Here is a 15,586-nt window from a genome sequence, read left to right on the forward strand (position 1 = left end):
ACGCGGGCAGCTGAGAGGCGAACTATCGGTAAGGTAGAACGTGTTCTATTTGTTGAATACGCGCGAGGGAAGTAGCCGATGACCACGACAGATGCGACGTCCGGCGTCACAAATGACCACAACGGGAGCGGTGCGATTCCGGGCGGGGCGACGGCGCGCGAACTGAGCCTGGGGCAGATCCTCGCCATCCAGCAACAGGCGCAGCGCGAGGATCCGCAGCCCAGCGCGAAGGTGCGGCGCGACCGGATTTCGCGGCTCAAGCAGCTCGTTCTCGACAACGCCGCCGAATTTGCCGCCGCGCTGCAGGAGGATTACGGCTCCCGGCCCGAGGCGCTGTCGACGCTCACAGACATCGCGGCCTCGATGCCGGACCTCGACCACCAACGGGGGCACGTCGCCAAATGGATGAAGCCCGATGTGGTTTCCAGGGCGCTTTCCAAGGTCGGCTTCCACCAGGAGGTGCGCCACGAACCGAAGGGCGTCGTCGGCGTCATGGGGCCATGGAACTTCCCGCTGTATCTCACGATCGTGCCCGCCGGTTCCGCGCTCGGTGCCGGTAACCGTGTGATGATCCGACCCTCGTCGTCGACCCCTCGCACCACCGAACTGCTCTGCTCCCTCGGGCCGAAGTACTTCCCGGTCGAGGAGCTCGCTTTCGCCGGTCCCGAACACGGCCGCGGTGCGGATTTCTCCGTGCTCGATTTCGACCATCTGTTCTTCACCGGATCGCCCAGGGTCGGCCGATCAGTGGCCGCCGACGCCGCCGCGAACCTCACGCCGGTGACCCTCGAACTCGGCGGGAAGAATCCGGTCGTCGTCGACCCCGAGGCCGATATCGCAGAGGCCGCCGCGAATGTTGCGGGCTCGCGAATGGTCAACGGCGGCCAGGTGTGCGTGTGCCCGGATTACGTGTTCGTTCCCCGTTCGAGGCTCGAAGAATTCTGCGACACGGTGCTGGCTACGTGGGAGTCGAAGTTCGGTGCGATCTCCGGCAACCCGGAATACACCGCCACGATCAACGGCTCGAACTTCACGCGCATCGTGGGACTCATCGACGACGCCCGCGCGAAAGGGGCCACGGTCCGCCAGGCCGTGCCAGATGGGGAGGAGCTGCCGAACGCGGTCGAGCGCAAGATTGCCCCGACCCTCATCACCGGGGTCACCGACGAGATGGAGATCGCCGGGGACGAAGTCTTCGGCCCTGTGCTCAGCGTGTTCGCCTACGACGACATCGCCGAGGCCGTCGAGTACATCGGCGCGCGCCCGGATCCGCTGGTGCTGTACTGGTACGGCGAGCGCGGGCCGCGGTTCGACTACGTCGTCGGGCACACCCGCTCGGGCAACGTCTACGGCAATAATTTCGGTATCGGCATGGTGTCCTCGGCCGTTCCGTTCGGCGGCTCGGGGCAGTCCGGAATGGGCTCTTACCATGGAAAATGGGGATTCGACACGTTCTCGCGCGACCGCGCGGTCGCGGTCTCCCACTTCGACTACAACGTCGGTGATTTCATGACCCCGCCGTTCGACGCCGCCGCCAAGCGCCAGGCAAGCCTGTTTCTGAAGGCGATGACTCTGCGGACCAAGTTCCTAGGCTGACGGCGCCGTTCCGCCACCTTCGTGGTGCGCCGCTACCGCAGCGGCTCGTAGGCCGGCGCGGTCCCGCCATCGACCCGGCGGAAAACCGCATCATCGCCGGTAGCGCGCCCGCGCGCGGCGAGCACTGGTGTGCGGACTTTGAAACTCGGTGTGCGCGGCAGGTCCGCAGTAACCCGGAGCAGCCTCGGCCACTGCCTTCGCGAGAGATCGCTCTGCGCGGCGAGGAAGGCGCCGAACCCGGCGGCGAAATCGTCCACCGTCCTCTCGTCGACGACACGGTCCGCGAGGACCACCGCGGCGACAACGTCGTCGCCCGGGGGCGGCGTGGCGGGAATGCCATACACCGCGACCTCGGCGACCTGCCGGTGCCGGAACAGGACTCGCTCGATCGGTCTCGCCGCGAGGTTCTCCCCGGCCACCCTCATCCACGTCGACGCGCGGCCCGCGAAGTACACGAATCCCTCGGCGTCCACGTATGCCAGGTCGCCAGTGCGGAACCGCCCGCCTCGCATGCGTTCGGCGTCGGCGGCGGGGTTGCCGTAATACCCGGCGAAGAGCCCCGGTCCCTCGCGAACGAGCTCCCCGACCGCCTCCTGGGGATTCGCCAGCCCGCCGTCATCGGAAAAGCGTGCCACCTCCCGAGGGGCGTCGGTCTCCGGGTCTACGACGAGAACGCCTTGGGGGAGGGGGCCGAGCGCGGCCGCCGGGGTGTCCGGGGTGCGTGAGATGGCCACGCCGCCTTCGGTCGAGCCGAACCCGTCGACCACCCGGACCCCGAAGCGCTCCGCGAACGCTTCGCGAACCTCGGCTCCCGCCTCGTTCCCGTAGACGATGCGCACAGGGTTGTCTGCGTCGTCGGGGAGCTCGTCGGTGGCGAGAATGTAACTCAATGGCGTGCCCACGTAGTTCGCGAACGTCGCGCCGAAACGGCGTACATCGCCGAGCCACCCGGAGGCGGAGAACCGCCGGCGCAGCGCGAGGTCGCACCCCGTGACCAGTGCCATCGGCCAGGCGACCAGTACCGCGTTCGAATGGAAGAGCGGCATCGCGTTGTAGATGCAGTCGCGGGGGCCGATGTCGAACCGGTCGGCGAGCATGCGTGCGGGCGCCGCGATCTTGCGTTGTGTGACACGAACCGCCTTCGGATCCCCGGACGTACCCGAGGTGAAGATCAGCGCGACCAGCGAATCCCCGCCCCGAGCCGGGTCCACTTCTCCCGGCTCCGTCACATCGCCCATGACGTCGGACGCCGCATTCGCCGGGACTCTCGCGAACTCGGCCTCCGGGATCACTGAGACGGCGGTGTGGCGGGCCAGTTCGCGGGCGAGATCGGCATGTCCGGCGTCATAGACGACCACTCGGACGTCCGCCGTGGCGAGGTCCGCGGCTAGCGCCCGCGGGGCGCGGGTGTCGTTGAGGCCGACGGCGACGAGCTCCGAAGATGCGGCGGCACACAACCAGAAGACGAATTCCGGGGAGTTGTCGAGGAGGATGCCGATGTGCGGCGGATGCCGATCCTCTCCCGTACCGCACGAACCCGCACCTGTTCTCGCCGCCCACCGGCGAAAGGCGCCGATCCGCTCGTGCGCCCGGCGGACCACCTGTGACCATGGTAGGAACTCCTCGTCGAACCTGATGCCGCGATCGTCCGTGGTGGACAGCGCAGCCAGGGAGTCTGCAAGGGAAGCGGAGGGGGAATCGAAATCGTCGATCGAACGGATGGGGGAGTTCACGATCGCGATTGTCCTGCCGAGTCGACTCGGTAGGGGGCAATTCACGCAAAAATTGGAACACGTTACAGTTATCCCGGTCACACTGTTGGTTGTCTGGTAATCCGGACGCGCACTCCCGACCGGAGCGACAATCGCTCGAGTGTTGCGAGTGTCCACCAAGAGTTCACACAAAGGGGAAACCGATGAAGGTAGTTGTCGATGACCTTCGCTGCGAGGGGCAGGCGGTCTGCACAGGCCTCGCGCCCAAGGTATTCAAGCTCGACGATGACGACGAATACGTTCAGGTCCTCGTCGATGAGGTTCCGGAAGAACTAGAGGGTCGCGTGCGTAAGGCCGTGGCCAAATGTCCGATGGCTGCATTGTCGATTGAGGAGTAACGAGTGAGCGAAACCCCTGCAAGCGATTCGCTGTCCCTCGAAGGGCGGGTCGCCGTCGTCACCGGATCGGGGTCCGGGCTTGGAGCGGCCGAGGCGATCGAGTTGGCTCGCTCCGGTGCCTCCGCAGTCGTCGTCAATGACATCAAGACCTCCGAGCACACCGACGCGGTCATCGCCGCCATCGAAGAGGCGGGGGCGCGAGCCGAGCTGGTGCTCGGTGACGTCTCCGAAGCGGCAACCGCCGACGAGATGATCTCCGCAGCGGAAAAGCTGGGCGGCCTCGACATTGTGGTCAACAACGCGGGAATCACTCGCGACAAGATGCTCTTCAACATGTCTGACGATGAGTTCGACGCCGTGGTGAAGGTGCACCTGCGTGGACACTTTCTCCTCACCCGCAACGCGGGGCACTATTGGCGCGCCAAGAGCAAAGAGGCCGGCGCGCCCGTGTACGGACGGCTCATCAACACCTCCTCCGAAGCCGCGCTCTTCGGCCCCCCGGGGCAGGCGAATTACGGCGCGGCCAAGGCCGGAATCACGGCGTTGACGCTGTCCGCCTCGCGCGCCCTGTCTCGGATCGGAGTCACCGCGAACGCTATTGCCCCCCGCGGACGCACGTCGATGACCGAAGATGTCTTCGAAGAATGGAACCCGGAAGACGGCCCGGATCCGCTCGCCCCCGAACGCGTGGCGGATCTGGTCTCGTATCTCGGTTCGCCGGCGGCGCAGAAGGTCTCCGGGCAATTGTTCGTCGTCTATGGGGGGATGGTGGCGCTTGTCGCCGCCCCCACAGTCGAGCAGCGATTCGATGCCGATGGAGGTATTTGGAACCGGGCCGAATTCGCCGCTGCGATCGATTCGCACTGGGAGGGACGCGAAGAGGGGCGCTCGTTCTCCGCGAGTGAGGTCGCAAAACTCTAAGTGCCACTAACTTTCTCAGGTGGAGTTTCCTGTTAATCCGTCCGAAATACCAGCGGACGGGGTTTGGCCACAGCATGATGTAAGGGATGTTTCAGGCCGAGGGGCCGTGAACATCGGAGCAATACGCGAGGAAGGACTGGCGAGGTGATCAAAGTACTCGACGCCCCGCTCAGGGGTGTCGGCGAATTCTTCGCCATGACCCTGGACACTCTGGCGTCCTTCGGTGCGATCGTTCGTCAGGGCCGAGAGTTCGTCGACCAGTCCTGGTTCATCGCCCGGGTGTCGATGCTCGCCACGGTTCTCGTGGCGATCCCGTTCACGGTTCTCGTGAGTTTCACCCTCAACATCCTGCTGCGCGAGATCGGCGCCGCCGACCTGTCTGGCGCAGCGGCCGCGCTCGGCGCAGTCACCCAGGTCGGACCGATGGTCACGGTGCTCATCGTGGCCGGCGCCGGCGCGACCGCAATCTGCGCAGATCTCGGTGCCCGCACCATCCGCGAAGAAATCGACGCCATGGAAGTCCTCGGGATCGATCCGATCAAGAGGCTCGTCGTTCCCCGCGTCGCGGCGTCGACGTTCGTGGCATTGCTACTCAACGGGCTCGTGTGCACGATCGGCATCCTCGGTGGATTCCTGTTCTCCGTGCTCCTCCAGGGCGTGAACCCCGGGGCGTTCGTCGATGGAATCACGCTCATCACCGGGCTCGGGGAGCTCGTTCTCGCCGAGATCAAGGCCGGATTGTTCGGCATGCTCGCCGGACTCGTCGCCTGTTACAAGGGGCTCTACGTCCGCGGTGGCCCGAAAGACGTGGGCAACGCGGTCAACGAGACCGTTGTCTTCGCGTTCATGGCATTATTCGTCGTCAACACGGTTCTGACCGCCATCGGCGTGCAGATCCTCAACGCATAGGGGGACCTCGTGGCAGTTATCACCACCGCGCGGTTCCCGCGCCTGGAACGGGCCCGGCACCGGGTCGAGCTGGGGTTCGACAACCTCGGCGGACATGCCTTGTTCTTCTGGCGTGCGTTGGCGTCGATTCCCAAGGCTGTCACCGCGTACCCCAAGGAGACCCTACGGCTCATCGCCGAGATCGCGATGGGCACAGGCGCGCTGGCCATTATCGGCGGCACCGTCGTCATTGTCGGTTTTCTCACTCTCGCTACTGGTGGCGTCATCGCCGTGCAGGGATTCTCGTCGCTGTCCGACATCGGCGTCGAAGCCCTCACCGGCTTCTTTGCCGCGTTCATCAACGTGCGAATCGCGGCGCCGGTCATCGCGGGCATTGGGCTGGCGGCAACGATCGGGGCCGGCGCAACAGCACAGCTGGGCGCGATGCGCGTCGCCGAGGAGATCGACGCGTTGGAGGTGATGGCGATCGATTCGGTCGCCTACCTCGTCTCCACCCGCATCGTCGCAGGGATGATCGCCGTGGTCCCGCTCTACTCGCTCGCGGTCATCGCATCATTCCTCGCCTCCCGCTTCGCCACCGTGAATATCTACGGGCAGTCCGGAGGCGTGTACGACCACTACTTTGCGACATTCCTCATCCCCAGCGACATCCTGTGGTCGTTCGTGCAGGCCATCGCGATGGCGATCACGATCATGCTGATCCACACCTATTCGGGCTATAACGCCGCCGGCGGGCCTGCGGGCGTCGGCGCGGCGGTCGGCTCGGCTGTGCGCACCTCGCTCATCGCCGTCGTGACCGTGACTCTGCTGGTTTCGCTCGCCGTCTACGGCAGCGACGGAAACTTCAACCTTTCGGGCGGGTAGAGATGGCGACCAGACCAGGAGACGGCCGCGACAAGCGGGCACGGGGAATCGCGGGTACCGCGCTCATCCTCATCATCGGGCTGCTCACGGCGGGCGCACTCGGCCGATTCTTCGGATATTTCGAGCCGTCCGTCCCGCTCACCGTATATACGGACCGGGTCGGCCTCGTCATGGACGACGGCTCGAAAGTACGGGCACGAGGCGTCGATATCGGGCAGGTGAGCGACATCCGGCGGGAAGAGAACGTGTCCGTCATCGACCTCAAAGTCAATCCCGAGCTGCTCCGCTCGGTGCCCTCCAACGCGACTGTTCACATCGGTTCGAACACGGTCTTCGGAGCCAAGGGCGTCACATTCGAGATCCCGGACAACCCGTCTCCCACCCCGATGGAGCGCGACACCGTCATCGGAGAGGCTAGTGTCACCTCCGAAGTGAATTCGATGTTCGAGCAGCTCACCGATCTGCTCCAATCGATCCGTCCCGACCAACTCAACGCGACGCTCGGCGCGGTATCGAACGGCTTGTCCGGGCGAGGTGAGACCTTGGGCGACACCATCCACGACCTCAATCAGTCGTTGCAGGCGCTCAACCCCAACCTGGACACCCTCGAAAGAGATCTCGACAAGTCCGCCCAGGTGTCCAACATCTACGCCGATGCGAGCGACGATCTCATGCGGCTTCTCGATTCGGGAACGGATGTCGGTCAGACCGTGGTCCAGCGCCAGCAGCAGTTCGAGGCGCTACTGGCCAATGCCATCGGAACCGCTGACACCGGCAATGTCCTTCTTCGCGAGAACGGCGACGACATCATCAAGACCCTTCGCGACCTGCGAGCCACGACTTCGCTCGTTGCAGAGTATTCGCCGGCTCTCAACTGCATGATCATCGGGCTCAATCAAGGCGTCGAGGAGCACGGACAGGCGTTCGGCGGGAAGAACCAGGCGGGCCTCGTGTTCAAGGCCGGGTTCCAACAGGGAGCGAAACCCTATGAGTATCCGAAGGACTTGCCGAAGGTCAACGCCTCGACGGGCCCCCGGTGTCATGGCATGCCCAATATGGAGCCCGGAACCAAGGCGAATTTCCTCGTCAGCGATACCGGTTCCAATGTCATGGAAGGCCAGCCCAATTCGTTCCGCGATCCGGTCGGGCCGCTCATCGGGCCGGCCATCGAGGCCGAGCCCGGCAAGCCTGCCCCGCCGGCGATCCTCCAATTGATGCTCGGCCAGACCAAGCAATACAGCAACGAGGACGAACTCAACGCGGCGGTCGGGAACCCGGCGCCGGACGCCGACGCACCCGCGCCCGAACCCGTGCCGACACCCGAACCAGCACCCGCCGATGGAGGTGAACGATGAGCAAGTCCTCGAGTTCCCGCGCCCCCGTCGTGCCTCTGGCGCTGTTCACCGTCATCATGCTCGTCGTACTCGCAGGCCTCTTCGTCGTATTCAGCGAGTACCGCTCCGGTTCTTCGGTGGGATACAAGGCGACGTTCAAGGACGTCTCCCAGCTCGAAAAGGGCGATAAGGTGCGCATCGCGGGCGTCGAGGTCGGCCGAATCAAGGGGATCGACCTCGTCGCCGGAAACCTGGCACAGGTCGACTTCTCGGTCGACTCGGACCAGATCGTCTACACCGATACCGTGGCGCAGGTTCGCTATGAGAACCTCACCGGCGACCGGTACATGGAGCTCGCCCATGACGGCGGAGGAAAGGAAACCCTTGAGGAGGACGGAACCCTCCCGCTCGCACAAACCCAGCCTGCACTCGATCTCGATGCGCTGCTCGGCGGCTTCCGGCCGCTACTTCGGGCCCTCAACCCGGACGAGGTCAACCAGCTCACCGAGGCCATCATCTCGGTGTTCCAGGGCGAGAGCGGGAATGTCCAGGAACTCCTCGCGGCCACCAGCTCCCTGACCAGTACGCTCGCCAACCGCGACGAGCTCATCGGCTCGGTCATCGACAACCTCAACGTCGTCCTCGGCACCGTTGCGGAGAACAGCGGGAACGTCGACCGCATGGTCGACGATCTGCAACAGCTGATCTCCGGGCTGTCGAAGGACTCGGAGCCGATCGCGCAGTCGGTCGAACGCATTGCCGGGGCAGGACAATCGATGTCCGATCTCATCGCCGACGTACGCCCCCCACTCAAGGAGGACATCGCCCAGGCCGACCGCGTCGCGAGCCTACTCAACGACGACGAGGAATACGTCGACACGGTGCTCGAGCGTCTGCCCTCGGACTTCGAGAAGATGTCCCGACTGGGTACCTACGGCGGTTTCTTTAACTTCTATCTCTGCGGTGTCCTCATGAGGTTCACCGCACCGGACGGCACGACGAAGTTCCTGCCGCAGTACGAGCAGACGACGGGGAGGTGTTCGATGTGATGGCAACGAAAAAGGACCCCGCCGCAGCCAAGGTCCGGAAGTCGCCGAAGGGCAAGCTCCGCTTCCGTGATCGCGATCCTCGCTGGATCGGCATCCTCGGCGTCGCCATCTGCGCCTTGCTCATCTTCGTCTCGACGACGTACAACAAGGTCGGTTGGATCATGGGCACCCACGACGCCACCGCCTACGTCGCCGACGCAGCAGGACTCAAGAACGGCGACGAGGTTCACGTCGCAGGAATGCGGGTCGGCACCGTTCGGGACCTGAAAATCGAGAACGGGGCGGTCCGCATCGACTTCGACATCAACCGCGACGTCGAGCTCGGGGCTGACACACGAGCGCAGATCAAAACCGACTCCCTTCTCGGCCGCCGCGCGCTCGCGGTGTTCTCCGGTGGAAGCGGGGAGCTGCCGGATCGAACGATCCCGCTCGATCGCACATCGACCCCGTATGCGCTCACCGATGCGCTCGGGGACGTGTCGAAGACCGTGGAGGAGCTCGATACCGATCAGGTAAGCGAGGCGCTCGACCAGATCTCCGAGACCATGGACGCCGCGGGGCCGGAGGTTCGCGGCGCACTCGACGGGATTACCCGCCTGTCGCGAACCCTCAATGACCGTGACGAGGAACTCAAGGAACTACTGCGCAAGGCAAGCGAGTCCACAGACGTGCTCGGTAAGCGTTCGGATCAGTTCTCGCAGCTCATCAACGATGGCAACACGCTGTTCACGGCGCTCGACGAACGAAAGCGGGCGATCGCCGATCTGATCCGCAACGTCGACGCACTCGCCATCCAGCTGTCCGGCCTCGTGCAGGACAACGAGGCGCAGCTCGGCCCGGCGCTCGACAAGGTCGAGAAGGTCTCGGACCAGCTCATCCGCAATAAGGACAACATCGACCTGGGACTGCGCCGGATGGGGCCGTACTCGACCCCACTGGGCGAAGCCGTCGCCTCGGGGCCCTGGTTCAACGCCTATATCTCCAACCTGAGCCTGCCGCACTACACCCAGTCGCTGTTCCACGATCTCGCGCCGGCGCTCGACCCCAACACCGGCCCGCAGCCTCCACTGGAACGTGAACCCACCATGCCGGGCGCTCCCGAGATCAACATCCTCGACGAGTTCCCGGGCTGGGGAGAGGGGCGAACGCCATGAGAACGCTAGGAAAGGGCGTCAAGTTCATCGCCGTGGTCGCGATCATCGCGCTCGTCGTCGCCGGCGCGTGGTGGCTGTGGAACCGCGCCGAGCACAAGACGATCACCGCCGAGTTCGCCTCCACGAAGGGCGTGTACCCGGGCGACTCAGTGCGCATGCTCGGCGTCGATATCGGGGCGATCACCGATATCAAGGCCGAGGACGGCAAATCCAAGGTCACCATGGAGATCGACGCGGATCAGCCTGTCCCCGCGGACGCCGACGCGGTGCTCGTCGCCCAGTCTCTCGTGGCGGAGCGGTTCATTCAGCTCACACCCGCATATGACGGCGGAGAGCAGATCCACGATGGCGCCGTCATCCCGACAGACAAGACGGCGATCCCCGTGGAGTGGGATGAGATCAAGAACGAGCTCATGTCACTCTCCACGGCGCTCGGTCCCACAGACGACAACCCCGACGGCACGCTGTCGGATTTCGTCGACGCCTCAGACGAGATGTTCGACGGCAACGGTCAACGCGCGCGCCGCACCCTCGAGGAGCTGTCCTCGACCATGGAGACGCTGAGCCAGGGGCGCACCGACCTGTTCTCGACGGTGCAGAACCTGCAGCTGTTCGTCAGCGCGCTGTCCAACAGCGAGGATCAGATCGTCGCATTCTCCGGACGGCTCGCCTCGGTCACGGACGTGCTCAACGAGTCGACCGGCGACCTCGACAACGCGCTCATCGACCTGGACGTGGCGCTCCAGGACGTCGACAGGTTCCTCGGCAACAACTCGGACAAAATCACCCGCGGAGTGGACAAACTCGGCCAGGCAACGAACGTCCTTCGCGACCGGCGCGAGGAAGTCGAAAACCTCCTCCACGTCGGCCCGACGGCGATGGCCAATTTCTACAACATCTATCACCCCTACCAGGGCACGCTCAACGGTGTGTTGGCGCCGCAATGGCTGTCGAACCCCATGCAGTTCGTATGTGGCGCGATCCAGGCGGTCGCCAACAACACCGCGCAGAGCGATGCGCAGCTGTGCCAGTCCTACCTTGCGCCGATGCTCAATCAGATCGCGATGAACTACCCGGACGTCAAACTTGCGACGCCGCGTACGCCGACGGCGGCCGCGGACCAGATCGACAACGGCCAGAAGCCCGGCACGCAGACCCCGCCGGGTGTGCAACCGCCCTCGGACTCGCCCGCGGCGCGGGGGAATGACGTCGAGGCAGGCGCAGACCTGACTTCTCTACTCTCACCCGGAGGTGGACGATGACGCGCCGACCACGTTCAACCGGCCGGCCGCCGAAGCCTCGCCCCGCAAGCAGGCGGGCGGTACAGGCGGGCGCGCTCGCGACGTCCGCCGTCATCGTGCTGGGAGGTTGCAGTTGGCAGGGGCTGAACTCCGTGGCGCTCCCGGGTGCCGCCGGGCGCGGGGACGGTGCGTTCGAAGTCACGGTGCACATGCCGGATGTGACGACGCTGACCCGGAACTCCCCGGTGCGGATCGGGGATGTCGAGGTCGGTTCGATCTCCGATATCGTCGCCCGCGACTACGAAGCGGTGCTCACGCTCTCGCTCGACAAGGAAGTGAAGATGCCCGCGAATACGTGGGCGAAGGTGGGCCAGACCTCGTTGCTCGGTTCGCAGCATCTCGAACTCACCCCGCCGCCGGAGGAGAAGCCTACGGGCGAGCTCAAGGGCGGCGACGTCATCCCCATCGAGCGAGCCGGCACCTATCCGACGACAGAACAGACACTCGCGGCGCTGTCCGTGGTGCTTTCGGGCGGCGGGCTTCAGCAGATCGAGGACATCGCGCATGAGCTCAACCAGGCCCTCGACGATGGCCGGGTCACCGACGCGAAAGCCGTGATCGGCGAGCTCAACGACACGGTATCGACCCTCGATCGCCAGCGCGATTCGATCGTCGAGGCCATCGAGGGGCTCGACCGGCTCTCGGGCACCGTCGCCGAACAGAACGACACCCTCGGCAAGGCGCTCACCCAGATGCCCGAGGCGACGACGCTGTTGCGTGAGCAACGAGACCAGCTCTCCGGCGCTTTGGTCGGGCTCGGTGACCTTGGCGCTCGTGCGACGACCGTCGCCAACCTCGCAGGCCCCGACCTCGTGGAAAACCTCAACAGCCTGACCCCGACGCTCGCCCAGCTTGCCGATACCGGCAGGAACCTGACCCGGGTGATGAACATCTTGATCACCTTCCCGTTCCCGCAGAACGGCATGGACAACTTCCTCAAGGGCGACTTCGCCAACCTCTACATCGACGCTGACGTCACAGGCGACAGAATGGCCGAAACCTTCTTCCTGGGCACGGACATGGGCGATCGCATGGCAGGCCTGGAAGGGGTGGTTGGCCTCGCCCCGGCGCCGATGGCAAGCGCCGATCCGTATGCGATGGACGTGCCGGAGGGGCAGCAACACTACAACGGTGACGGGGCAGAGGGCGCGGCTGGTGCCGGCGCTCCCGCTCCCGCGCCCGCACCCGGTGGAGGTGGTCAGCCATGATGTCCAAACAGGTGAAGTGGCAGCTGGTGTTTTTCGCGATCATCACAGTGATCGGGCTGACTGCGATGTCCGTGGTCTACCTCAAGCTGCCGCAGCGATTCGGCTTCGACCGGGTGGACGTTGCGCTCGAGATGCCGGTCACCGGCGGCTTGTACCAGAATGCCAACGTCTCCTACCTCGGCAATACGGTCGGCACCGTCGAGGAGGTCAATCTCAACCCCGATGGCGTCCGCGCGAACCTCTATATCGAGGACAGTGCCAATCTTCCCAACAACGTCCGAGCTGAGATCCGCAGTGTGTCCGCGGTGGGCGAGCAGTATGTTGACCTCATCCCCGTTGGCGCGCCCGATGGGGAGCTCGAGAGCGGCACCGTGCTGCGCGGAGACCAGGTGTCGCTGCCGCAGGGGATGGGCCCGGTACTCGATCAGGCGACCGCGCTCCTCGCGAGCGTCAACAACGAGAAGATGCGCAATGTTCTCCAGGAGAGCTTTGATGCCTTCGCGGGCAGCGAGCAGGACATGCAGCGACTCATTGACTCGTCGAGGCTGTTCGTGCAAGAGGCCAACAACAACTCCGAGGCGGTAAATGCCCTGATCCGGGACGCCGAGCCGCTGCTCAACTCGCAGATCCGTTCGGAGGATTCCCTGAAGAAGTGGATCGACAATCTCGCGAACGTCACCGATCAACTCCGCGAGAACCGGCCGCAGCTCGAGAGCATCCTCGACAATGGACCGGAGATGCTCGCCAAGACCCAGCGCACGATGGATGAGCTGCAACCAGTCCTGCCGGTGCTGGTCGCCAATCTCATGTCGCTCGGCGAGGTCGGCGTCGTCTACAACCGTTCGCTTGAGCAGCTCCTCGTGCTGTATCCGGCGATCGTCTCGGCGCTCCTCACCGCCATCGACGGCGGAAAGGATGCCGATTCCATCAAGGTCGATTTCAACCTGCAGCTCAATAACCCGCCGCCGTGCACCACGGGCTTTATTCCCGCGGCCGACCAGCGCTCGCCGGCCGACCTGTCGGTTCCCGCGCAGATCAACGGTCTGTACTGCAAGGTTCCCTCCGACGCGGCAACGACGGTGCGCGGAGCACGAAACCTGCCGTGTATGGAATTCCCGGATCGCCGTGGCGCGTCCGTGCAGCAGTGCCGAGAGGGCGGCTACGGCCCGGAAGACGTGCTCGGAGACAATCCGCCCGATAACAGCGAGGTCGGCCCGCCGCAGACCGAGCTTCCCGACGTGGGGCTGCAGGACTGGCCGGCCGGTGGTCAGGATCCAAACACCTACGCGACCTCGGCGGCCATGTACGACCCGGATACCGGAGAGTATGTAGCCTCTGACGGGAAGACCTACTCCCAGTCCGATCTGGGGAAGAACACGGCACTCGCGTCCGGCGCTTCGATGACGGATGCCGTGCTGAACGGAGTGAAGGTAAGTTGAGCCGAGCACTAGCGTCCCGCAAGGCGCTCATCGTGGCGGCCGCGGTCGCCCTGGTCGCGCTCGTCGTGGCATTGGTGGGGGCCTATATGGCCCTCGATGCACGCGCCGAGGCGAACGAGGTCCGCACCGCGCGCGCCGCTACTTATGAGCAGCAGACCGACGCCGTCAACCTCGCCACGAAGGTCATGACCAACCTGATGACCATCCGCCAGGACACGATCGCCGAGGACGTCGACAAGATCGAGGCCGATATCGACGGTGATTTCGCAAGCCAGTTCAGTCCGCGCAGGGACTCGTACGAGAGCATCGTCGAGCTCAATAAGGTTGTCGCCGAGGGGTCCGTTGTAGCCGCCGGCCTGGAGAACCAGACCACCGACGGGGACGGTAAGACCCAGTACAACATCGTCATGGCGGTTGACCAGCAGATCCAGAATCAACCTGGCGGCGACTCAGATGGCGCCGATAAGGACGACAAGGGCGACGAAGACGACAAATCCGATGACGCGGCGAAGGACTCCGGCACCGGCGACGATGCCGCGGCAGAGAACGATCCCACGGCGAGTGCGGGAGATCCCAACGCGCACACGTACCGTGTCCGAGTGGTGGTTACCCCGAATGACGACGGAGTGCTGAAGGTGACAGGGGTGAACTTTATCCCGTGAGCGATTCAACCAGCGACGCGATGGGTGCCGCAGACGATCCCCGCCGGCTTCGCCGGGCGGAAAAGGCGGCGCGCAAGGCGCAGAAGGCGCAAGACAGGGCGGACAAGGCGCGGCGGGAGGCACTCGAGGCCGTGCGCGCGAGCGGTTTCGACGTCAAAGAACGTGAAGACACCACCGTCGAAGCCGACGACGCCGAGTCGAACGACGGGGCTACCACAACCCCCGCCCGAGACGGCGCGGCCGAAAACGCTTCGCGGAACACGTCCGAGAAGGGCGCTACCCGAGGCGTCAAGACTGGCGAGACCGATTCCGACGAGAATAACGTCAGCACAAAGGACGCCGACTCGAAGCCTTCCGGCGTAAAAGACTCCCGTAACAAGGAACCCGGCCCAGGGAAGTCCACCGTGGACGAACCCGCCGATGGCACGGGCATCGAAGGGGGCGGCAAAGGCACTCCGACGTCAGCGACACAACGGGCGAAGGGACGCGGAACGCCTCGGCAGGCACCGAAGAAAGAGGGCAACCCGAAACTCGCTTCCGCCTTACTCGCGGTTGCCGCGGTGCTCGCCGTGGTCGCGGTCGTCAGTTGGGTGGGCTACGGAAGCCAACGAGAGGCTGTCGCAAGCGAGCAGGCGGAGACCAATGCCCCTTATGAGGCCGCCGACGCGGCGCGCACGATCGTGACCAACATGTTCACCTACGACTCCGAGGGCGTCGATGAACAGCTGGGCCGTGTCGAACCGCAGCTCACCGGAGAAGCAGCGAAGGAGTTCCGCGAGACCACCAGACCACAGGTCGCCTCCCTTGCCAAGGAGACCGAGGCGAATTCGTACGCCACGGTCGCTGCAGTCGGGCTCGAAGACCGGATCGACAGCGACCACGTGGTGACCGTGGTCATGCTCAACCGAATGGTGTCGACGAAGGAGAATCCGGAGGCTCAGAGCTCGTCGACGCGGCTTAGGGTCAGTGTCGACCGCGTCGAAGACGGCGACGGCAAGACGTGGAAGGTGTCCAAGGTCGAGGTGCTCTAGCCCGCCGC

General features: G+C 64.8%; 14 protein-coding genes. 13 read left to right on the top strand and 1 reads right to left on the bottom strand.

Annotated elements, in window-relative coordinates; translation table 11 throughout:
* The first annotated feature begins 78 nt into the window (after positions 1-78).
* The gene (locus BJL86_RS03685; RefSeq protein ID WP_082908381.1) at positions 79-1,596 is read left to right on the top strand and encodes an aldehyde dehydrogenase family protein; all 1,518 of its coding nucleotides are present in this window, start codon (positions 79-81) and stop codon (positions 1,594-1,596) included.
* Positions 1,597-1,628: 32 nt separating this feature from the next.
* Here BJL86_RS03685 and BJL86_RS03690 read toward each other — a convergent pair whose 3' ends face one another.
* Positions 1,629-3,329 carry an AMP-binding protein gene (locus BJL86_RS03690; RefSeq protein ID WP_231887143.1) on the bottom strand — a complete coding sequence of 567 codons (1,701 nt, stop codon included), beginning with the start codon at positions 3,327-3,329 and terminating at the stop codon, positions 1,629-1,631.
* 182 nt (positions 3,330-3,511) lie between these two features.
* Here BJL86_RS03690 and BJL86_RS03695 point away from each other — a divergent pair, with 182 nt between their 5' ends.
* The 12 genes from BJL86_RS03695 to BJL86_RS03750 all read left to right on the top strand — a co-directional run bounded on the left by BJL86_RS03695 (position 3,512) and on the right by BJL86_RS03750 (position 15,578).
* On the top strand, positions 3,512-3,706 hold the full coding sequence (locus tag BJL86_RS03695) for a ferredoxin (protein WP_067472657.1): 195 nt from the start codon (positions 3,512-3,514) through the stop codon (positions 3,704-3,706).
* A 3-nt stretch (positions 3,707-3,709) separates the two neighbouring features.
* The gene (locus BJL86_RS03700) at positions 3,710-4,627 is read left to right on the top strand and encodes a 3-oxoacyl-ACP reductase (RefSeq protein WP_067472660.1); all 918 of its coding nucleotides are present in this window, start codon (positions 3,710-3,712) and stop codon (positions 4,625-4,627) included.
* 195 nt (positions 4,628-4,822) lie between these two features.
* Positions 4,823-5,536, top strand: coding sequence for an ABC transporter permease (locus BJL86_RS03705; protein ID WP_414836057.1), 714 nt, complete (start codon positions 4,823-4,825; stop codon positions 5,534-5,536).
* 18 nt (positions 5,537-5,554) lie between these two features.
* Entirely contained in the window at positions 5,555-6,400 is an 846-nt protein-coding gene (locus BJL86_RS03710) for an MlaE family ABC transporter permease (protein ID WP_067472719.1), read from the top strand.
* Between the two features lie 2 nt (positions 6,401-6,402).
* A complete protein-coding gene (locus BJL86_RS03715; protein WP_067472664.1) occupies positions 6,403-7,755 on the top strand; it encodes an MCE family protein in 1,353 nt (450 codons plus the stop codon).
* Complete coding sequence (locus BJL86_RS03720) at positions 7,752-8,783, top strand: MCE family protein (protein WP_067472665.1); 1,032 nt, start codon at positions 7,752-7,754, stop codon at positions 8,781-8,783. The genes BJL86_RS03715 and BJL86_RS03720 overlap by 4 nt, the downstream gene beginning before the upstream one ends.
* Positions 8,783-9,937 (top strand): MCE family protein, encoded by a 1,155-nt coding sequence (locus tag BJL86_RS03725; RefSeq protein WP_067472720.1) that lies wholly within the window; start codon positions 8,783-8,785, stop codon positions 9,935-9,937. The genes BJL86_RS03720 and BJL86_RS03725 overlap by 1 nt, the downstream gene beginning before the upstream one ends.
* Positions 9,934-11,199: an MCE family protein gene (locus BJL86_RS03730; RefSeq protein ID WP_067472666.1), complete on the top strand. Its 1,266-nt coding sequence runs from the start codon at positions 9,934-9,936 to the stop codon at positions 11,197-11,199. The genes BJL86_RS03725 and BJL86_RS03730 overlap by 4 nt, the downstream gene beginning before the upstream one ends.
* On the top strand, positions 11,196-12,446 hold the full coding sequence (locus BJL86_RS03735; RefSeq protein ID WP_075844824.1) for an MCE family protein: 1,251 nt from the start codon (positions 11,196-11,198) through the stop codon (positions 12,444-12,446). Before BJL86_RS03730 ends, BJL86_RS03735 begins: the two co-directional genes overlap by 4 nt.
* Positions 12,443-13,885 carry an MCE family protein gene (locus BJL86_RS03740; protein ID WP_067472668.1) on the top strand — a complete coding sequence of 481 codons (1,443 nt, stop codon included), beginning with the start codon at positions 12,443-12,445 and terminating at the stop codon, positions 13,883-13,885. Before BJL86_RS03735 ends, BJL86_RS03740 begins: the two co-directional genes overlap by 4 nt.
* Positions 13,882-14,547, top strand: a complete 666-nt coding sequence (locus BJL86_RS03745; protein WP_067472669.1) for a hypothetical protein — start codon at positions 13,882-13,884, stop codon at positions 14,545-14,547. Before BJL86_RS03740 ends, BJL86_RS03745 begins: the two co-directional genes overlap by 4 nt.
* Positions 14,544-15,578: a prolipoprotein diacylglyceryl transferase gene (locus tag BJL86_RS03750; protein WP_067472671.1), complete on the top strand. Its 1,035-nt coding sequence runs from the start codon at positions 14,544-14,546 to the stop codon at positions 15,576-15,578. Before BJL86_RS03745 ends, BJL86_RS03750 begins: the two co-directional genes overlap by 4 nt.
* Positions 15,579-15,586: the final 8 nt, after the last annotated feature.

The sequence above is a fragment of the Dietzia timorensis genome, assembly GCF_001659785.1.
In the GTDB taxonomy this organism is placed as follows: domain Bacteria; phylum Actinomycetota; class Actinomycetes; order Mycobacteriales; family Mycobacteriaceae; genus Dietzia; species Dietzia timorensis.